This window comes from Pseudomonas sp. KCJK9000, assembly GCF_046230725.1.
Taxonomy (GTDB): domain Bacteria; phylum Pseudomonadota; class Gammaproteobacteria; order Pseudomonadales; family Pseudomonadaceae; genus Aquipseudomonas; species Aquipseudomonas promysalinigenes.
In genome coordinates this window covers 81,496-101,705 of sequence record NZ_JBJJLN010000005.1, presented here as the reverse complement: position 1 = coordinate 101,705, position 20,210 = coordinate 81,496, and the positions used below count along the sequence as shown (strand labels likewise).

General features: G+C 62.1%; 16 protein-coding genes. 7 read left to right on the top strand and 9 right to left on the bottom strand.

Annotated features, from left to right (window positions below; genetic code table 11):
- Position 1: 1 nt before the first annotated feature.
- Positions 2-886, bottom strand: a complete 885-nt coding sequence (locus ACK59H_RS04030) for a triphosphoribosyl-dephospho-CoA synthase (RefSeq protein WP_060476468.1) — start codon at positions 884-886, stop codon at positions 2-4.
- Entirely contained in the window at positions 887-2,548 is a 1,662-nt protein-coding gene (gene mdcA / locus ACK59H_RS04025) for a malonate decarboxylase subunit alpha (RefSeq protein ID WP_060476469.1), read from the bottom strand.
- 261 nt (positions 2,549-2,809) lie between these two features.
- On the opposite strand from mdcA, the gene ACK59H_RS04020 reads away from it, so the two are divergent.
- Both ACK59H_RS04020 and ACK59H_RS04015 read left to right on the top strand, forming a co-directional pair.
- A complete protein-coding gene (locus ACK59H_RS04020; RefSeq protein WP_060476470.1) occupies positions 2,810-3,880 on the top strand; it encodes an enoyl-CoA hydratase/isomerase family protein in 1,071 nt (356 codons plus the stop codon).
- 14 nt (positions 3,881-3,894) lie between these two features.
- On the top strand, positions 3,895-5,046 hold the full coding sequence (locus ACK59H_RS04015; protein WP_060476471.1) for an acyl-CoA dehydrogenase family protein: 1,152 nt from the start codon (positions 3,895-3,897) through the stop codon (positions 5,044-5,046).
- 96 nt (positions 5,047-5,142) lie between these two features.
- On the opposite strand, the gene ACK59H_RS04010 is transcribed toward ACK59H_RS04015, so the two are convergent.
- The 3 genes from ACK59H_RS04010 to mntP all read right to left on the bottom strand — a co-directional run bounded on the left by ACK59H_RS04010 (position 5,143) and on the right by mntP (position 7,393).
- Positions 5,143-5,874, bottom strand: a complete 732-nt coding sequence (locus ACK59H_RS04010; RefSeq protein WP_060476622.1) for a hypothetical protein — start codon at positions 5,872-5,874, stop codon at positions 5,143-5,145.
- Positions 5,875-5,981: 107 nt separating this feature from the next.
- The gene (gene hisN, locus ACK59H_RS04005; protein ID WP_060476472.1) at positions 5,982-6,773 is read right to left on the bottom strand and encodes a histidinol-phosphatase; all 792 of its coding nucleotides are present in this window, start codon (positions 6,771-6,773) and stop codon (positions 5,982-5,984) included.
- Positions 6,774-6,826: 53 nt separating this feature from the next.
- Positions 6,827-7,393, bottom strand: coding sequence for a manganese efflux pump MntP (gene mntP, locus ACK59H_RS04000; RefSeq protein WP_060476473.1), 567 nt, complete (start codon positions 7,391-7,393; stop codon positions 6,827-6,829).
- A gap of 344 nt (positions 7,394-7,737) precedes the next feature.
- Between mntP and ACK59H_RS03995 the strand changes: the two genes are divergently transcribed.
- Positions 7,738-9,873: a TonB-dependent siderophore receptor gene (locus ACK59H_RS03995; RefSeq protein WP_409264264.1), complete on the top strand. Its 2,136-nt coding sequence runs from the start codon at positions 7,738-7,740 to the stop codon at positions 9,871-9,873.
- Positions 9,874-9,904: 31 nt separating this feature from the next.
- Here the strand turns inward: ACK59H_RS03995 and ACK59H_RS03990 are convergent, their stop codons facing one another.
- Together ACK59H_RS03990 and ptrR are read right to left on the bottom strand one after the other, a co-directional pair.
- Complete coding sequence (locus ACK59H_RS03990) at positions 9,905-10,426, bottom strand: acyloxyacyl hydrolase (protein WP_060476475.1); 522 nt, start codon at positions 10,424-10,426, stop codon at positions 9,905-9,907.
- 249 nt (positions 10,427-10,675) lie between these two features.
- Positions 10,676-11,557 (bottom strand): putrescine utilization regulator PtrR, encoded by an 882-nt coding sequence (gene ptrR, locus ACK59H_RS03985; protein ID WP_060476623.1) that lies wholly within the window; start codon positions 11,555-11,557, stop codon positions 10,676-10,678.
- A gap of 107 nt (positions 11,558-11,664) precedes the next feature.
- Between ptrR and ACK59H_RS03980 the strand changes: the two genes are divergently transcribed.
- Positions 11,665-13,050 (top strand): aldehyde dehydrogenase family protein, encoded by a 1,386-nt coding sequence (locus ACK59H_RS03980; RefSeq protein ID WP_060476476.1) that lies wholly within the window; start codon positions 11,665-11,667, stop codon positions 13,048-13,050.
- A 36-nt stretch (positions 13,051-13,086) separates the two neighbouring features.
- Here the strand turns inward: ACK59H_RS03980 and ACK59H_RS03975 are convergent, their stop codons facing one another.
- Entirely contained in the window at positions 13,087-15,000 is a 1,914-nt protein-coding gene (locus ACK59H_RS03975) for an AAA family ATPase (protein ID WP_060476477.1), read from the bottom strand.
- A gap of 301 nt (positions 15,001-15,301) precedes the next feature.
- Complete coding sequence (locus ACK59H_RS03970; RefSeq protein ID WP_060476478.1) at positions 15,302-16,201, bottom strand: helix-turn-helix domain-containing protein; 900 nt, start codon at positions 16,199-16,201, stop codon at positions 15,302-15,304.
- Between the two features lie 183 nt (positions 16,202-16,384).
- Here ACK59H_RS03970 and ACK59H_RS03965 point away from each other — a divergent pair, with 183 nt between their 5' ends.
- The 3 genes from ACK59H_RS03965 to ACK59H_RS03955 all read left to right on the top strand — a co-directional run bounded on the left by ACK59H_RS03965 (position 16,385) and on the right by ACK59H_RS03955 (position 20,209).
- Positions 16,385-17,743 (top strand): glutamine synthetase family protein, encoded by a 1,359-nt coding sequence (locus ACK59H_RS03965; RefSeq protein WP_186477165.1) that lies wholly within the window; start codon positions 16,385-16,387, stop codon positions 17,741-17,743.
- Between the two features lie 67 nt (positions 17,744-17,810).
- Positions 17,811-18,899: a polyamine ABC transporter substrate-binding protein gene (locus tag ACK59H_RS03960; RefSeq protein WP_060476480.1), complete on the top strand. Its 1,089-nt coding sequence runs from the start codon at positions 17,811-17,813 to the stop codon at positions 18,897-18,899.
- A 14-nt stretch (positions 18,900-18,913) separates the two neighbouring features.
- Positions 18,914-20,209, top strand: a complete 1,296-nt coding sequence (locus ACK59H_RS03955; RefSeq protein WP_261745501.1) for an FAD-binding oxidoreductase — start codon at positions 18,914-18,916, stop codon at positions 20,207-20,209.
- Position 20,210 lies beyond the last annotated feature (1 nt).

The window sequence follows — 20,210 nt, the reverse complement described above, 5'->3', positions numbered from 1 at the left end:
GTCACAGGCTCCCGGCTTTGTCGAGAAACAGGCAGGCCGCTAGCAGATCGGCGGCGCCGCCCGGTGAGGCGTTGAGTTGCAACAGTTGCGCGTCCAGTTGGCGCAACCTGCGCCGGCCTTGCAGCGTGGCGCTGCCCCCAGCTTCGAGCACCGCACGGGCACCGCTTTGCACCTGGTGCAGGCCTTGCGGGCCGGCGCGCCAGAGCACGCAGGTATCACTGAGCGCGGCCATGATCGCCAGCAAGGCATCGACCCGGGCCTGGCTTTCACTGGCCCCGCTGGCGCGACTGCGGCGCAGTTGCGGCAGGCCATGTTCGAGGGCAGCCGGGAAACCTTGTTGGGCCTGCTCGCGGGCGCCGCTGGCGCCATAGCGTTGGCGTACCTGGGCACCGTGGCTGCTCTGACGCGGCGCCGCCGGGTCATCGATCAGGGCGATGCGCCCGGCGCGAGCCGCCACTCCCATGGCATCGGCCTGGGGCTGTAGCGCTTGGGCTGCGACCAGCAGCCCCAGCGCCCAGATTGCGCCGCGGTGGGTATTGACACCCCCAGTGGTGGCGAGCATGGCCGCTTCGCCCTCGCGGCCCAGGCGGCCCAATTCAGCGCGCAGCGGCAAGCCGATTTCGCTGTGATATTCGGCGGCCTCGGCCATTTGTCGCAGGCAAGGCCACAGGGCCAGCGCCGAGGCGTGCATCAGGGCCAGCGTCATGTCACTGTGGGCGCCACTGCTGCGACGGTCGACCAGGCCTGGTTTGGGCGACAGCTCGGCTTCATCTATCAGGGCTTCCACCGCCAGGTCGGCCAGTTGGTCAGCCAGGCAGAGCTGGGGGCGGCGTAGCGGCCTGATCGCGGCGCAAGCCGCTGCTGAGAGATTCGGGTATGCGCTCATTCACCAGCTCCTGAAACGTGCTGGCGGGTTATAGAGGCCCCCAGACCACTCGACCAGGTCGGCAATACTGCGCGCCGCGAGCAGTTCGCGGCTGGCATCGGTACGGCGGATGCCAAGGTCCTCGGGCAGCGCGATCAGGCCCTGCTGGCGCATACGCAAGGTGTCTTTGGGGTCGTGGCGCAAGCCGATGGCAGTGACCCCGGCCACGGCCGCGATCATCTGCTGGCGCTCCTCCAGGCTGCGCGCCTTGTACAGGTAGGCGATGCCCTCCTCGGTGAGCAAGTGGGTGACGTCGTCGCCGTAGATCATGACCGGCGCCAGAGGCATGCCAGCCTTTTTCGCGACTTGCACCGCGTCGAGGGTTTCGACGAAAGTAGGTTTGCCCCCCTCCTGGTAGGTTTCGACCATCTGCACCACCAGCTTGCGGCCCCGTTCGAGCAGGGTGTCAGGCACTGTCATGTCCAACCAGGCGGGTGTCGCATGGCGCCGGCCACGGGGGTCGTGGCCCATGTTCGGCGCACCGCCGAAGCCTGCCAGGCGGCCGCGGGTGACGGTCGAGGAGTGGCCATCGCCATCGACCTGCAGGGTGGCGCCGATGAACAGGTCCACTGCGTATTGCCCGGCCAGCTGGCACATCATCCGGTTCGAGCGCATGGAGCCGTCGCGGCCGGTGAAGAACACATCCGGGCGTTGGGCAATGTAGTCTTCCATCCCAAGTTCCGTGCCGAAGCAGTGCACGCTCTGGACCCACCCGCTTTCGATGGCCGGAATCAGGGTCGGGTGCGGGTTGAGGGTCCAGTTGCGGCAGATCTTGCCTTTTAGCCCCAGCGACTCGCCGTAGGTCGGCAGGATCAATTCGATGGCAGCAGTGTTGAAGCCGATGCCGTGGTTCAGCGACTGGACCTGATGCTTTTCGTAGATTCCGCGGATGGCCATCATCGCCATCAGCACGTGGACCGGCTTGATATGACGCGGGTCGCGAGTGAACAGCGGCTCTATGTAGAACGGCTGGTCCGCCACCACCACGAAGTCTACCCAGGACGCCGGAATGTCCACGCGCGGCAGATCGTCCACGCGCTCGACCAACTGGTTGACCTGGGCGATCACCAAACCGTCACTGAAAGCAGCCGGCTCGACCAGTGCCGGGGTATCTTCGGTGCTAGGGCCGGTATATAGGTTGCCCTGGCGGTCAGCCATGAAGCCTGCCACCAGCGTGACATTGGGAATAAGGTCGACCAGCAACCGCGAGTACAACTCGATGTAGGTGTGGATAGCGCCCACTTCGAGCAGGCCGTCTTCCAGCAATTGGCCAATGCGCAGGCTCTGTGGGCCTGCAAAGGAGAAATCGAGCTTGCGGGCGATGCCGCGCTCGAACAGGTCAAGGTGCTCGGCACGGCTGACGCTAGGCATGATCATGTGCAGGCCGTGCAGGCGCTCAGGGTCTGCCTTGGCCAGCGAACGGGAAAGAAAATCGGCCTGCTTCTGGTTGTTGCCCTCCAGCACCACGCGGTCGCCTGGTGCGATCAACAATTCCAAGGCTTCGGTGATCCGCTCGGTGGGCAGCACCACGCCGTCGGCCAGGTGACGTACACGGTCCAGGCGGCGCTGCTTCTCTGCGCGCCGCCTGGACCATTGCGGCGGTGGATTCTTTGTTATGGTCATTGAGTGACTCCACAGGTTCGCTGTCGTGGAGGCACATTAGGGCGCTGGCGCTAATCGGATCAATCAAGCTAGGCGGCTGATCGTTACGCTTAGAGTAATGAACGCCCCCACTGCATCACTTGGGTGTAGGCCGGGCATAAATGCACGATGGCGCTGCACAATTGTCCATTGTGCAGCGCAATTTTGCATGACAGGATCCTGCGATCCTCCAGCGCGCTGCAAACTTCATTGGAAAATCAATAACAAAGCAGGGAGAACGCGATGACCGCGTACGCTACTACCTCGGTAACCACCCATGTACTGGCCGAGGTTCGCAACCAGATTGGCCACATCACCCTCAACCGCCCTGCCGGCCTCAATGCCCTGACGCTGGACATGGTGCGCTGCCTGCACCAGCAACTGGACTGCTGGGCGAAGGATCCGCAGGTGCAAGCCGTGGTGCTGCGCGGCGAAGGGCCCAAGGGCTTTTGCGCAGGCGGCGATATCCGTTCGTTACACGACAGCTACAAGGCGGGCGAAACCCTGCACGAAGCGTTTTTCGTCGAGGAATATGCCCTGGACCTTGCCATCCACCGCTACCGCAAGCCGGTGCTGGTGCTGATGGACGGCTTCACCCTTGGCGGCGGCATGGGCCTGGCCCAGGGCTGCGACCTGCGTATCGTGACCGAGCGCAGCCGCCTGGGCATGCCCGAAGTCGGCATCGGCTATTTTCCCGATGTGGGGGGTAGCTACTTCCTGTCGCGCATCCCCGGTGAGCTAGGCACTTACCTGGGTGTCAGCGGCGCCCAGATCCAGGCAGCGGATGCGTTGTACTGCGGGCTTGCCGACTGGTACCTGGCCAGCGACAAGCTGGCAGCCCTGGATGAGGGCCTGGACCAACTGCGCTTTGGCGACCACCCACTCAAGGACCTGCAGAACTTGCTGGCCAAGCTGGGTAGCCAGGTACTGGACGAAGCGCCCCTGCAAAAGTTGCGTCCGGTCATCGACCATTTCTTCGCCCAAGCCGACGTGGCAGCGATCGTCGAACAACTGCGTACAGTGCGCATCGGCGACAGCCACGATTGGGCTGTGGCCACTGCCGACCAGCTGGAAAGCCGCTCGCCATTAGCCATGGCAGTTACCCTGGAGATGCTGCGCCGGGGCCGCCACATGGCCTTGGAGGAATGCTTCGCCATGGAGCTGCACATCGACCGCCAGTGGTTCGAGTATGGCGACATCATCGAGGGCGTACGCGCGCTAATCATCGACAAGGACAAGCAGCCGCGCTGGAACCCGCCAACCCTCGCCGGGCTGACGCGCCAGCGGGTCGATCAATTCTTCGAAGGCCTGTGAGCCGGGAGTACAGCATGCAAGACCTGGAACTGAGCGAAGAACAAATCATGATCCGCGACATGGCCCGTGACTTCGCCCGCGGCGAAATTGCCCCTCACGCGCAAGCCTGGGAAAAGGCCGGCTGGATCGACGATGGCGTGGTCCGCAAGATGGGCGAGCTCGGCCTGCTGGGCATGGTCGTGCCGGATACCTTCGGCGGCAGCTACACCGACTACGTGGCCTACGCCCTGGCGGTGGAGGAAATCTCCGCCGGATGCGGCGCCACGGGGGCGATGATGAGCATCCACAATTCGGTCGGCTGCGGCCCGCTGCTGGCCTATGGTAGCCCCGAGCAACAACAGGCCTGGTTGCCAGGCCTTGCGGCAGGGCAAACCATCGGCTGCTTCTGCCTGACCGAACCCCAGGCAGGCTCCGAAGCGCACAACCTGCGTACCCGCGCCGAGCTGGTCGATGGCCATTGGGTGATCAATGGGGCCAAGCAGTTCGTCAGCAACGCCCGCCGCGCAGGCCTTGCCATCGTTTTTGCCGTGACTGACCCGGACCTGGGCAAGAAGGGCCTGTCCGCGTTTCTGGTGCCGACCGACAACCCAGGGTTCAAGGTCGAGCGCAGCGAGCACAAGATGGGCATTCGTGCCTCGGACACCTGCGCGGTCACGTTCGACAACTGCCGCGTGCCGGCAGCCAACCTGCTCGGCGAGCGTGGCAAGGGTTTGGCCATCGCGCTGTCCAACCTTGAAGGCGGCCGCATCGGCATCGCCGCCCAGGCCCTGGGAATCGCCCGCGCCGCGTTCGAGGCAGCGTTGGCTTATTCGCGCGACCGTATCCAGTTTGGCAAACCGATCAACGAGCACCAGAGCATCGCCAACCTGTTGGCGGACATGCAGGTGCAAGTGAATGCCGCACGCTTATTGATACTGCATGCCGCGCGCCTGCGTAGCGCTGGCAAGCCATGCTTGTCGGAGGCCTCTCAGGCCAAGCTGTTCGCTTCGGAAATGGCCGAACGGGTATGTTCGATGGCGATGCAGGTACACGGCGGCTATGGCTACCTGGAGGACTACCCGGTAGAGCGTTATTACCGCGATGCGCGTATCACGCAAATCTACGAGGGTTCGAGCGAGATTCAGCGCATGCTGATCGCGCGCGAACTCAAGCATTACCCGTTATAAGCCCGGTCAAGGGCGCGGCCTGAAGGTCCGCGCAGTCAGCTCGCCGAAGCGTTGCTGGCAATAGTGGGCACTCGGCCATCGGTGACGATGGCCGGCTCATTGCACAGGCAGAAAGTTCATCAACAACAGGCTCTGCGCATAATTGAGCCCGATCCGCCGGTAGCGCTCATCCAGCAGCTCTGCCAGCAAATCCAGCCGGGCAACGATCTTGCCGAATTCAACGGCGAAACTCAGATTACTGCCCTGCTCGGATATTTCATTGGAGAACAGCAACAGCACCCCGTTGGCATCCTGGCGTTGGCTGAGCATCCAGGTGGCCTTTTCGATGTTGCGCGCGGCGTTGTTGATGAACAGCGGGTCGAGCGTATCGGTCATATAGAACTCGCTACGCCCACCGTGGGCGGTGATCAGCATGCTGCCGATGGCATAGATGAAAGCACCCACCCGGTCACCCCGAAAATCAGGGTCCAACGCATAGCTCAAGGCCGCGAGGTCACGTCGATTGCCTAGCTGCGGCAGCGGCTTGCGCTGCTCGATGGCCACGCGGATCTGCCGCTCGGCAGTGGTCGCGTCCAGGTAGCCTGAAAGCTTCCACTGGTTGGGGTTGCGCAGGTAGAGCTTGTTCATCAGCAGATACAAGCTTTGTAGGTTGTCGCGCATGGCCAACGTCGCCATGCGGTCGACGCTGGTCTGGAACAGCTCACTGGGCTTGCCTTCACCCAACTGGCTGACAATGTCGTGCCCTTGCCGCTCGCTGCAGCCGGCCAGGCCAATCAGGGCGCCTGCCAGCAGCAGGCGTGGGAGAATTCTGGGATAGCTCGCAACCATCGGCACCGGGTCGAAATCGGCGGCCGCATCGGGTGTCGGTGCGGCCTGGCCAAGGATAGAGCCCGGAAAACGCAAAAAGTGCGGCTCAGCACCAAGCCGCTGGCCAATTACATGGCGTGACGCAACAACTGCACCACCTGCGCATGCAAAACCGGGTCACCACAGGCGACTACACAACCGCCGTTCTGCGCGCTGCTGCCGTCCCACGCGCTGATCACCCCGCCGGCCCCCTCGATGATGGGCATCAGCGCCTGCACGTCATACGGCTGTAGGCTGGCCTCGACGATTACATCGACAAAGCCCGATGCCAACATGCAGTAGGCATAGCAATCACCGCCATAACGCATCAACCGCGCCTGGCCAGCCACGTTTTCGAACGCCGCCTTACGCTCGGCGGTGTCGAACATGTCCGGCGTGGTGCACATCAGGGTGGCAGTAGCCAATTCACGGCATGCGCGGGTTTTCAAGGGTGTGCCACTGCGCCAGGCACCCGCCGGTGTCCCTACGAAACGCTCACCGGTGAAGGGTTGGTTCATGACACCGAGCACGGGTTTGGTGCCGTCATTGAGGGCGATCAAGGTCCCCCACAGCGGCAGGCCGGTGATAAAGGCGCGAGTGCCATCGATGGGGTCAAGCACCCAGGTCAGGGGGCTGCTGCCCACCGCCACACCGGCTTCTTCACCAAGAATGCCGTGTTCGGGGTAATGCGCCTGGATCAATGCCCGCATGGCGTCCTCGGCGGCCTTGTCCGCCACGGTCACCGGGTCATACAGGCGCCCGCCCTTGTCCTCGACCTCGAGGCTGGCACGAAAATACGGCTGGATCGCCTGCGCAGCGGCATCGGCCAGCTGTTCGGCAAAGGCTTGGAATTCGCCGATCTGTTCAGCGCTCAGGGTCATGGCATGGCCTCTTGGGAATATCGGGGGCTGCATCATACCCGACAATCCGCGATTCACACCGCGCTCAGGTGCTCGTAAAGAATGGTGGTGCCCACCAGCATCAGCACGATCCCACCAATGATCTCGGCGCGCTTGCCCACCACAGAGCCCAACGCCCGCCCGAGCATGGTGCCGATGGTCACCATGGTCATGGTCGCCAGGCCGATCGCCGCAGCGGCCACCCAGATATTCACGTCAACGAAAGCCAGGCCGATGCCCACCGCCAGGGCGTCGATGCTGGTTGCCACCGCCGTGACCGCCAGAATCCAGAACGAATGCTGGCTTTGTTTTTCCTGCTCCTGTTCATCGGGCTTGAGCCCGGCATGCACCATGTGCGCGCCTAGCAGTAGCAACAGGGTAAAGGCGATCCAGTGGTCCCACTGTTCGACATACTGGCTGGCGGCTTGACCCAAGAGCCAGCCGATCACCGGGGTGATGGCTTCGATGATGCCGAAGATCAGACCCGTGCGCAGGGCCTCGGCCAAGCGTGGCTTGTGCAGGCTCGAGCCCTTGCCGATTGCGGCTGCGAAGGCATCGGTGGACATGGCGAAGGCGAGAAAGATCAGGGAAATGGGGTTCAAGGTTCAAGCTCCAACCGGGCAACGAGTCAACGACAGCCGACCTGCAGGCCCGGCTTGGCTGCAGGAAGGTCGTTGGTCTCGCCAATCCGAATGGATGCGCTGGCCATGGCAGGTTGCCAAATATGTTGACCAGAGCGCCGCCGCAAGGCGCGAAGGCAGGCTACTCCCCAAAGAGTGGCGCGATCATAACAGCGCAAGGTGAAAAAAACATGAAGCCTCGTCTTTGCTGCCGAAAGTGGTACCTCCGTGCAAATTATAACTAATGCATTTGATAATGATTCGTAGTAGCTTCCCGCTGCTAAAACCATTCTCCCTCAGCGCTTTCTTCCAGGATCGTACCGTCGATGCGTCGCACGTTCGTTTCGCTATGTGTTCTTCAAGCTATGTCCCCTTGGGCCTTCGCCGAGCCTGAGCCGCTGGCCGACGGTGGCCAGATCGAACTTCAGGCTCTGAGCATAACCAGCAGTGCCGACACCGAGCGGGCCGATGGGCCGGTGCAAGGCTACAAAGCCAGCCGTTCTGCCAGCGCCACACGTACCGATACAGCACTGCACGAGATACCCCAATCGATCAGCGTGGTGCCTAAAGACGTGCTTCAAGATACCGGCGCCACTCGCCTGCAAGAGGGCCTGGATTACGCCGGCGGTGTTGGCCGTGCCAACAACTTCGGTGGCCAGGGCCTGACCACTTTCACCGTGCGCGGCTTCACCACCGGTGAGTTCTACCGTAACGGCTTCCCGATCAACCGCGGCTACCCCAATGCCCCGGACGCCAATAGCGTCGAGCGCCTCGAGGTGATCCGCGGCCCGGCCACCAGCCTGTACGGGCGGGGCGACCCTGGCGGCACCTTCAACGTGGTCAGCAAGCAGCCATTGAGCGCACCTAAAGTCACGCTAGGCAGCCAGGTCGACGACCAAGGAATGCGCCGCGCGACCCTGGACGCCAGCGGGCCGTTGAATGCCGATGGCGCATTGGCTTACCGCCTGAATGTGGTGGGCGAAGACGCAGAAAGTTTTCGCGACGATGTGCAAAGCGAGCGCTATGGCATAGCGCCGGTCATCAGTTGGCAGCTCAACGAATCCACCAAGGTCATCTTCGAGGGTGACTTCATGCGCAACAACCACCCCCTCGATCGAGGTTTGACCCGCCTGCCCGGCCAACGCGGCAGCGCCTCGCGCGATACCAATATCTGGGAAAAAGGCAGCGACAACCTGCTGCATAACGACAACAACATGGCCCAGCTGCGCTTCGAGCACTGGCTTAACGACGACTGGACCCTGGCTGGCGGGCTGCAGTGGCTGGACGGCTCGCTGCAAGGCAATGCGGTGGAGGCAAACGGCCTTCAGGCCGACGGCCGCACGCTGGGGCGCAACTTCAACTACCGCAAGTTGCAATGGCGCGATCGCGACTACCAGCTCAACCTGACGGGCCACTTCGACACCGGCGGTTTCGCCCATACGCTGCTCACGGGTATCGAGTACGAAGATTACGACTACAACTCGATCATTCAGCGTTCGGCGGCAGGCGCCGGCGCTTATCCGGTCGACATTTACGACCCAGTCCTGGGCCAGCCGCGCCCTGCCCTCACCCGTACCACCACCCATGACCGGGAAAACCTCAAAACCTGGGCGGCATTCGTCCAGGACCAGGTGGCCCTCACCGAACGCCTGAAAGCCTTGGCCGGGGTACGCTTGGAACGCTTCGAACATGACTACGACACCAAGCTCAACAATACTGGGGACTTCAGCAAAGCTGAGAACGGCGTAACGCCCCGTCTGGGCCTGATCTACGACCTGACCGATACGCTGGCTGTTTACGCCACTACCTCGCGCTCGTTCAAGCCCAACAGCGGTGCCAGCCTGCAAGGCACAGGCTTCGACCCTGAAAAAGGCAAAGCCTACGAACTGGGCGTCAAGTGGGAGGCGCTGGACCGTCAGCTGAGCGTCGATGCCGCGATCTACCACATCGTCAAAGAAAACGTGCTGACACGCGACCCGAACGACCCCACCGGCACTTACAGCGTGGCAGCGGGTGAAGTACGCAGCCGCGGCGTGGACATCAACGTGGCGGGCAACCTGACGCCCGAGTGGCGAATGATCGGCGGCTATGCCTACGTCGACGCCGAGGTCACCAAGGACAACAGCCTTCCTCTCGGTACGCGCCTTGCGAACATCCCGCGCAACAGCTTCAGCCTGCTCAACACCTATGAGTTTCAGGACGGGCTGGCCAAAGGCTTGGGGTTGGGCGTTGGTGTGAAGTATGTGGATGACCGCGCCGGGCAAACGGCAGCGACCACCTACACCATGCAGCGCTATAGCGTGGTGGATCTGTTGAGCTTCTACCAGGTCAACGAGCACGTGCGCTTGAACCTGGATGTGAAAAACCTATTCAACAAAGGCTACGACGAGGGGGCGTTCAACACCTACGTGTATCCCGGCGCACCGCGCACGGTGCAGGCGGGGGTTGCCTACACCTTCTGAGAAAACCGGGGCCGCTAAGCGGCCCCAGCTTTTAGAACCCTTTGCTGTAGAAAAGCGAGTACGACTCGATGCCATCGTTGGGCTGTTTGATGCCGGCGTTGGAATAGTGAATCGCCCGCACACCCACCTTTTGCTCGCCCGGCAGTTTCAGACCCAAGCCGATACGGTCTTCGAAGTTGAACGAAGAACCCAGGCGCTGATCACCCACGTCAGTTTTGGAGAAAGCCGCCAAACCAATGCCGGCCTCGATGTAAGGGGTATAGGTGAAGCCGCTGAACTCATAGGTGAACACTGGGCTGAACGACAGCGAGTGTGCGCCACTGGCCTCGCCACCTTCCCAGTAGGTGTAACCGGCATCCCAATAGCCAGTCACGTAGCCGATGTCGCTTTGCAGCCACTTTTTGTCCCAGTCGAACGACATGCCCAGACGGTAAGTCATGTCGCCCTGGCTGGTGACCCCGACCGCACCAGAAACCTGCGCGGCCTGGGCCAGTTGGCTGCCAGCTAGGGCGAGTACAGCGACAGCCAGCGTGCTGGCAAGACGGCTTTTCATCAATGACTACTCCTGATGTTCATACAGGCGAACCGCTGCCATTGGACAACGGTTGCTGGCAAGTTGGGGGCTTGAACCCCTCGATTTGACGGTGAGCGACGTTACAGCCGGTCACACGAGGTAATACTTTGTTGATTATTGTCCAGCTAATCAGAAAGATGAAAGTGAATTGCCAGTATTGGCGTATTTAATTGCCAGTATGCCTCTGTCACGGGGCTTACGGCGGTATCGCCGCTGTGGCTATGGCAGCTAAGGCCAGCCCTGTGACCCCGCACGGCGTTCTTCCAGTAACTTGACGAACATGCTCAAACTGCGCGACACCGTGCCCCGGCGCCAGACCAGCCAGGTCTTGAGATAGCGAAACTGCTCTTGCATCGGCCAGGCACTGACCGTGCTGCAGCCAGGCATGTTGTCGAGCATGCTGCGCGGCAGCATGGCAAGCCCGGCACCGGCACTGACACAGGCGAGCATGCCGTGGTACGACTCCATTTCGTGGATTTTGCCGGGTACGGCCTGGTCCTGAACAAACCAGCTTTCGAAGTGGTGTCGGTAGGAGCAGTTGGCGCGAAAGGCGTAGATGCTCGCGCCGTTTACATCCTGGGCGCGAGTGACCGGGGCGTGGTTAAGTGGCGAAATGATCACCATCTCCTCTTCGAACACCGGTATGCCTTCAAGGCTTGGGTGCAGCACCGGGCCGTCGACGAAGGCCGCCACCAGGCGCCCTGACAACACGCCCTCGAGCATGGTCCCGGAGGGGCCGGTGGACAAATCCAGGTCGACCTTGGGGTAACGCTGGTTATAAAGCGCCAGCAGTGCCGGAATACGCACTGCGGCGGTGCTTTCCAGCGACCCGAGGGCGAATGTGCCTTGGGGGTCTTCGCCAGCAACGGTCAGCCGCGCCTCATGTACCAGATCAAGAATGCGGCGAGCATACTCAAGAAAATTCCAGCCGGCCGGCGACAGGCGCAAGCGGCTCTTCTCGCGAATGAACAACTCGACCCCCAAATCCTCTTCCAACTGCTTGATGCGCGTGGTCAGGTTCGACGGTACACGGTGGATATGCTGGGCGGCGGCGCTGATGCTGCCCTGCTCGGCCACGGCCTTGAAGATTTCCAGTTGCACCAGGTCCACAGTCATTCTCCAATCGTGAATGTTTCGCTCATTATTATTCAGTTTTCATTAAAGCTATAGCCCACTAGTCTGGCGTCACTGAATAACGACGACGAGAGTGTCCAGCCATGAGTGCAATCAGCAGCCTGACCCACGCCATCTCCCTCGACCCGTTCACCGGTGAGCAGATTGGCGCCTACCCTTACGACACCGACGCCGCACTGGAAGCGGCGCTGCAACGCGCCAAGGCAGGTTACGGCCAGTGGCGTCAGGTGTCGCTGGGTCAGCGCAGCGAGTACCTGCTCGCCCTGGCCAATACCCTGGAAGCCAAAGCCGAAGCCTTCTCCCAGATGATCAGCCGCGAAATCGGCAAGCCGATCAGCCAAGCCCGTGGCGAAGTCAGCAAGTGCGTGGGTTTGTGCCGCTGGTATGCCGAGCACGGCCCGGCGATGCTGGCGCCTGAGCCCACCCAGGTCCAGAAAGCACGCATCGAGTACCGCCCGCTGGGCCCGATCCTCGCTGTGATGCCGTGGAACTTCCCGATCTGGCAAGTGCTGCGCGGTGCGGTGCCCGCGATCCTGGCAGGCAACACCTACGTACTCAAGCACGCGCCGAACGTGATGGGCAGCGCGTACCTTCTGGGTGAACTGTTCAAGGGCGCAGGCCTGCCTGAGGGGGTTTTCGAGGTGCTGAACGTGACCCCGGAGGGTGTCACCCGCGCCATCAATGACGTGCGCATCGCCGCGGTGACACTGACCGGCAGCGTGCGCGCCGGCATGGCCATCGGCGCCCAAGCCGGTGCCGCGCTGAAGAAGTGCGTGCTGGAACTGGGCGGCTCGGACCCCTTCATCGTGCTGGCCGATGCCGACCTCGACGCAGCCGTGCAGGCCGCTGTCATCGGTCGCTACCAGAACACAGGCCAGGTATGCGCGGCGGCCAAGCGCTTGATCATCGAACAAAGCATCGTTGAGGCATTCACTGAAAAGTTCGTCGAGGCAACACGCAAGCTCAAGCTTGGCAACCCGCTGGAAGACGACACCTATATCGGCCCAATGGCCCGTTACGACCTGCGTGACGAACTGGATGGCCAGGTGCAGGCAACGCTTGGCGAAGGAGCCACCCTACTGCTGGGCGGTAACAAGGTCGAAGGCGTGGGCAACTTCTACGCACCGACCGTGTTCGCCAATGTCACCCCGGACATGACCGCCTTCAAGCAGGAGCTGTTCGGCCCGGTGGCGGCGATCATTACCGCTCGGGATGCCGAGCATGCGGTGGAGCTGGCCAACGACAGCGAATTCGGCCTGGCGGCAACCATCTATACCGCTGACTACGCATTGGCTGAGCGCATGACGGCAGCACTGGATACCGGTGGCGTGTTCATCAACGGCTACTGCGCCTCCGACCCCCGGGTTGCGTTTGGCGGGGTGAAGAAGAGCGGCTTTGGGCGCGAGCTGTCGCACTTTGGTGTACGCGAGTTCACCAACGCCCAGACCGTGTGGTTGGATCGCAACTGATTCAGCGCTGCCGGGGCCGCTCTGCGGCCCCGGCCCTCAACCTCTGAGCTGGTCCTTGACCCAGTCCAGCATTGCTCCGGGCACGATAAGTTCATGCCGCGCCCGCGAACAGGCGGTATACAACCCCGCCAGCATTCTTGCTCGCTCATTGCGGTTGCCCGCCGCAGTGGGTGCGACCATCAGCTCGGGTGACACCATTACCCTGGCGAATTCCATGTTCTTCACATCACTCACCCGGCCCAGGAACAGCTTCGGCGCCTTGTCCCAGCGGTAACGGCTCTTGGCTTTGGCAAAGTGCTCGGGGGTGTAACCTTTGCGCAGCATGCCAGCCACGGCGACAAATGCCTTGTCGTCACCTTTGTCCTGCTCCAGCGCCTGCCAGCTAGGGTAACGGAACAGCATTGGGTGACGGGCGCGGGTGCCGTAGCGGTAAAGCTCGATGCAATCTTCGACGAACAGCTCGAAATCCTTGCGCGCGCCGTGCAGCAGCACGAACGGCACCCCTTGGTGGGTCAGGCGCTGGAACCAGCCAAACAAGCCCCATTCATCGTCGACGATCAACGCAGTGGGCTGCTCGGGCAACGTCACCGTGTCGAAGAAGCTTACCCGCGTGTAATGCTCGGCACTGCCGGTGAATGCGGCCTGAATCGCCGCCGGGTGCGCCTGGATCAACGGGTTGAGCACCGCGTCCATGGAGGGGCCGGCGCGCAGCGAATGGTCGATGTAACGTTGGCGAATGAAGTTGCTGTGGTGCGGGCTGAGGCCATTGAGGTTCTGCAGATCGTCGCCTAGGGCAATGACCGCTTGCGGGCTGCGGTCAAGCACCGCAAGCATCGGCGCGGACAGCTCATGGGCTTCGTCCACGATGACATGGGTGTACCGGCTGTCGATCGCGTGGGCTGTCAACGACAGTAGCTTGACCCTGTGATAATCGCGCACCGGCAGCTGAATCTCGCGCGCCGAGGGGCGAATCAACTCCTGCCAGTACAAGCGAGCCTTTTCCAGCAGTACCTGCTGATCCAGTGGTGTGGTGCCTGGCCCTGCCGATGGCAAATGATGCAACTGCAACTGGCTGTCAGCGCCGCGACAGAAATTGCGCACCGCCTTGATGCAAAGGGCAACCACGTCGCGCGCCGCCAGCGGGCCGATATCGGGGATGCTCAGCCAGCGCACCACCTGCGCTTCCTGCGGGCGCCAGGACAGTTTGGTGCGGTACGGGTCGCGCAGGCGCCAGCCATTGCTGGTCATGTCGCGGTTGAGCATTTCATCGGCCAACTGGCCGAGGGTCAGGGCTGCGTAAGCCTGGGCATCTTTCACCCGCCCCTTCAACGCTCGCAATTGGCCCTCGGTGAGGGCCAGCAGCAGGGTGCGCTGAGGGTCGAGCAACCGGGCGAACTGATGGATCAGGAATGTCTTACCGGTACCGGCAAACCCTTGCACCGCGACCGACTCGTCGACGCCGCTGAGAAACTCGCGCAGCAGGCGGTTCTGCTGGTCGCTGAGTTCCAGGTCACTGGCCAGCGAGGGCAAGTGCACCGGATGCAGTGGGGTGACGCGTTGCCGGTAACGCTCGGCGAATTGAAAATTCCACTGGCCTTCGCCGTCCAAGAACTCATCGGCCTGGTACTGGGCTTCGGCAGACACCAGGGCAGCGCCGTTATCCCCCAGCATTCCCAGCCCCATGGCGAACGCTTCACGGTCGAAACGCTGCGCTACCTGGCCCTGAAAGCGGCCAGCGGCCGCACGTTCAACGTCATGGGCGATGCGAACGATCTCGGCAAACCGGCGCTCCTGTGCCTCTGCCGAGGCGTTTGCCGGTTGCCGCGGCAGGTTCTGCACGAACAGCACAGCAGCGGCCTCCAGCAGGCTGGCGGTCGTGAAGAAGTCGGTGGCGGTGGGCTCGCTCGCCAGGCGGTCAGCCTGGTCGCTGGGCAATGGCAGGTAGAACATCGAAACCTCGGGTGGAAACTGCCGCGCACGATAGCAATTTTCCGCCGTCAATGCTGGGTTGTCTGTGCTGGCCTCTTCGCGGGTGCACTCGCTCACGCGCAGTCAACGCAGGCCTTGAGTCATCGGCTATTACCACTGGCCCAGTGGTCAGCATGGGCGCGACATATCGCTGGCACTGTTCGCTGGCGTATCGATAGAAAGGACTTTAACAATTGCTATCAAGCAACTGATAAAACTGATAATTCTTTAGTGAGAAGAACCTACCGTGCGCCATTCAGGCTTATGCAGTCACCCATCTGTCTCAAGCCCTGCAGCGCTTGAGTGTCTCGCTTGGAAATTCCTTGAACAATTGCCGGTAACTCTCTGAAAACCTTCCCAAATGCCAGAAAGACCAGCGCATAGCAACCTCTGCCACGGTAACCTCACAGCCGCACAGCAGGTCTCGCCGCGCACCGTTGAGCCGACGCAAGCGCAGCCAATGGGCCGGGGGCATCCCGGTGAAGGCCTTGAACGCTTGCTGCAGCTGACGCAGCGAAACCCCAGCCACTTCCGCCAGCTCCATCAAATTCAAGCTTTCTTCGGGGCAATCGGCCGCCCATTCGCTAACTCGTTGCATGATCGCCCGCTCCTCGCCGCGACGCCCCAGAGCGCCGCCTTGCAGGCGCTGGCAGGCATTGTCGAGGATGAACAGGCAGTCCTCGAGCAGCTGCTCGGCCAGTGCCTGCCCCTGTAACGTGCAGTCGGCCTGCCCGAGACGCGTCAAGGTAGCGCTGAGCCAACTGCCAAACAATGCATTCTGCCCGCTGCCAAGGGGCACCATGAACAAGCCCTCCATACGCCCCGGGTTCAGGCCATGACGGGCTAGAAACGCCTGATCGAACACCACTGCCACTTCCTGGTAGTTCTCTGGCGTGATCCAGATATTGCGGCTCTGCTCGTTGAGCAGGTACAGGCTGTTCTCGCTTTGGTCGAAACAGAACGCCAGCGAACCGCTGGGGGCACGGAAAAATTGCTCGACCCGGGTATTCAGACGCTCTTCGTAGACCTCTACACCGTCGAGTTCCAGGCAGCGCAGCTGGCCGCTGAAATGCCCCGGTGACATCTGCCGATACTGCTGTTGCCAACCAGGGGTGGCCCGCACTTGCTCGGTGACGTCGGTGGTGTGAAAAGCTTGAACCTGCAAGGCGTTGGGCGTTGTCACGCTTAGTCCTATTTGCACTCTTTTGGTGCATTGCTTGACGAAGAAAGTGGATAGATGCCGTTGCCGGCCTGCCGCCAAGATAGTCCTCAGCGTGTCACCTGGGAAGCGTGAACCCATAGAAACCGCGCAACGGCTTTCAAGGGCAACGCGGCTCCCATAAAAAAACCCAACCAAGAGGTCTGTATGAACGCCCCTTTCGATCAGCTGTCCGCCTGGCTGAAAGAACACCGCATCACCGAAGTCGAATGCGTGATCAGCGACCTGACCGGCATCGCCCGCGGCAAGATCGCACCGACTGCCAAGTTCCTGCATGAGCGTGGCATGCGCCTGCCTGAAAGCGTGCTGCTGCAGACCGTCACCGGCGATTACGTCGATGATGACATCTACTACAGCCTGCTCGATGCCGCTGACATCGACATGGTCTGCCGCCCCGACCCCAGCGCCGTTTACCAGATCCCCTGGGCCATCGAACCGACCGCCATCGTGATCCACGACACCTTCGACAAGCAGGGCAACCCCATTGAGCTGTCGCCGCGCAACGTGCTTAAGAAGGTGCTCAAGCTGTACGCCGACAAAGGCTGGCAGCCGATCGTCGCCCCGGAAATGGAGTTCTACCTGACCCAGCGCTGCGAAGACCCAGACTTGCCCTTGCAAGTGCCGCTGGGCCGTTCGGGCCGGGCAGAGAGTGGACGCCAGTCGTTCTCCATCGATGCCGCCAACGAATTCGACCCGCTGTTCGAAGATGTGTACGACTGGTGCGAACTGCAAGGCCTGGACCTGGACACCTTGATCCACGAAGACGGCCCCGCGCAGATGGAGATCAACTTCCGCCATGGTGACGCACTGGACCTGGCCGACCAGATCACCGTGTTCAAACGCACGATGCGCGAGGCAGCGCTCAAGCATAACGTCACCGCCACCTTCATGGCCAAGCCGATCACCGACGAACCGGGCAGTGCCATGCACCTGCACCAGAGCGTGGTCGACATTGCCACGGGCAAACCGGTGTTCGCCAATGACGATGGCAGCATGAGCGAGTTGTTCCTGCACCACATCGGTGGCCTGCAGAAGTACATCCCCAAGCTGCTGCCGATGTTCGCGCCGAACGTCAACTCGTTCCGCCGCTTCCTGCCCGACACTTCGGCGCCGGTGAACGTCGAGTGGGGTGAGGAAAACCGCACGGCCGGCCTGCGGGTACCTACCTCCAGCCCCGAGGCGATGCGTGTGGAAAACCGCCTGCCTGGGGCCGACGCCAACCCGTACCTGGCGATCGCCGCCAGCTTGTTGTGCGGCTACTTGGGCATGATCGAAGGGGTCGAGCCGAGTGCGCCTGTACAAGGCCGGGCCTACGAGCGGCGCAACCTGCGCTTGCCGATCACCATCGAGGATGCCCTGCAGCACATGGAGGACTGCCAGACCGTGCAGCAGTACCTGGGCCAGCAGTTCGTCCAAGGCTACGTCGCGGTCAAGCGCGCCGAGCATGAAAACTTCAAGCGCGTCATCAGCTCCTGGGAGCGCGAGTTCCTGCTGCTGAGCGTGTGATTGCCGCCGGGGGCGCCAGCGCCCCCCTTGCACCGAACGTGAAGAACAAAACCAACGAGGTGTCGACATGCGTCATCTGCAAGCCCTGATCCCCGCCACATTCGCCCTGTTGTTCGGCGCCGCCGCCCAGGCAGCGCCGAGCGTCAGCGTGTATAACTGGACCGACTACATCGGTGACACGACCCTAGCCGACTTCACGGCCAGTACCGGGATCAACGTCGTCTATGACGTGTTCGACTCCAATGAAACCCTGGAAGGCAAACTGCTGGCCGGCCGCACTGGCTACGACGTAGTCGTGCCGTCCAACCATTTCCTCGCTCGCCAGGCCCAGGCCGGTGCGTTTCTGCCGCTGGACCGCAGCAAGCTGCCGAACTGGCAGCATTTGGACCCCAAACTGCTCAAGCAGCTGGAGCAGAACGACCCAGGCAACAAATACGCGGTGCCGTACCTATGGGGCACCAACGGCATCGGCTACAACGTTGAAAAGGTCAAAGCAGCGCTGGGCGTTGATCACATCGACTCATGGGCAGCCCTGTTCGAGCCAGAGAACCTGAAGAAGCTCAAGCAATGTGGCGTGGCCTTCATGGACTCGCCCGACGAACTGTTCCCAGCGGTGCTCAATTACCTCGGCCTGGACCCTCGCAGCGAGAAACCCGGCGACTATGCCAAGGCCGAAGCGCGCCTGCTGGAGTTGCGCCCCTACATCACCTACTTCCATTCCTCCAAGTACGTCTCGGACTTGGCCAACGGTAATATCTGCATCGCCTTCGGTTACTCCGGCGACGTGTTCCAGGCCGCCAATCGCGCCGTGGAGGCCAAGAACGGCGTCAAGATCGCCTACAGCATTCCCAAGGAAGGCAGCAACTTGTGGTTCGACCTGCTGGCCATCCCCAAGGACGCCAGCAACCCCGAGCAGGCGCTGGCCTTCATCAACTACCTGCTCGACCCCAAAGTCATCGCCAAAATCAGCGCCACGGTCGGCTACGCCAACGCCAACCTTGACGCCAAGGCCTACATGGACAAATCCCTGGTCGAGAACCCCGAGATCTATCCCCCCCAAGAAGTGCTCGACAAGCTGTACATCTCAAGTACCCCCAGCCCGAAGATCATGCGTGTCATGACCCGCTCCTGGAGCAAGATCAAGTCCAACCGCTGAGCCGAGAACGCACCATGCCTTTCGAAAATCAACATACCGCGTCTTACTACGCCGCCACTGCGCGCGATGCGGCGCCCTACCCCAGCCTTCAGGGCGAGCTTACGGCAGATGTGTGCGTGGTCGGCGGCGGCCTGACTGGGGTCAACACCGCGCTGGAACTGGCCGAGCGCGGCCTTAGCGTGGTGCTGCTGGAGGGCCGGCGCATTGGCTGGGGCGCCAGCGGGCGCAACGGCGGGCAGCTGATACGCGGGATCGGACACGACGTCAGCGGCTTTGCCCGTTATGTCGGGCAGGAAGGCGTGCGCTACCTGCAGCATGCGGGCATTGAATCGGTGGCCCTGGTGGCACGGCGCATCGAACAGTACGCAATCGCCTGCGACCTGCGCTGGGGCTTCTGCGAACTGGCCAATACCCCAGCGCAGTTCGCTGCTTTCAAGGCTGAGCAGGAAGAACTGGCACACCTTGGCTACCGTCATGAAACACGCCTGGTCGGGCCGCAGGACCTGCACACCATCGTCGCCAGCGACCAGTACGCAGGCGGGCTGGTAGACATGGGTTCGGGCCACCTGCACCCTCTGGACCTGGTTCAAGGCGAGGCACGTGCCGCCCAAAGCCTGGGTGTGCGCATTTTCGAGCAGAGCCCGGTGCTACGCATCGAGCATGGCTCCACGGCGATCTTGCACACTGCCAGCGGCAAGGTGCGCGCGCAAAACCTGGTGCTGGGCTGCAATGCTCACCTTGACGAGCTGGAGCCCCGGCTGAGCGGCAAGGTACTGCCCGCCGGCAGCTACGTGGTAGCAACCGAGCCGCTGCCCGAAGCATTGGCCAGCCGCTTGATACCGCAGAACATGGCGCTGTGTGATCAGAAGGTCGGTCTGGACTACTACCGGCTCACCGCCGATCGTCGTCTGCTCTTCGGCGGCGCCTGCCATTACTCCGGGCGCGATCCCAAAGACATCGCAGCCTACATGCGCCCGAAGGTGCTCAAGGTGTTCCCGCAGTTGGCCGATGTGCAGATCGACTACCAGTGGGGCGGCATGATCGGCATCACCGCCAACCGCTTCCCCCAGGTCGGGCGCCTGCGCCAGCACCCGAACGTGTTCTACGCCCAGGGCTACTCCGGGCATGGCCTGAACGTGACGCACTGGACGGCCAAGCTACTGGCCGAGGGCATCGCGCAGGGTCAGAGTCAGGGGCTGGATGTGTTCAGTGCGGTGCCTCATTTGACCTTTCCGGGGGGCAAGGCTCTGCGCTCGCCGCTGCTTGCCCTGGGGATGTTGTGGTATCGACTACGCGAGGCATTGGGCTAGC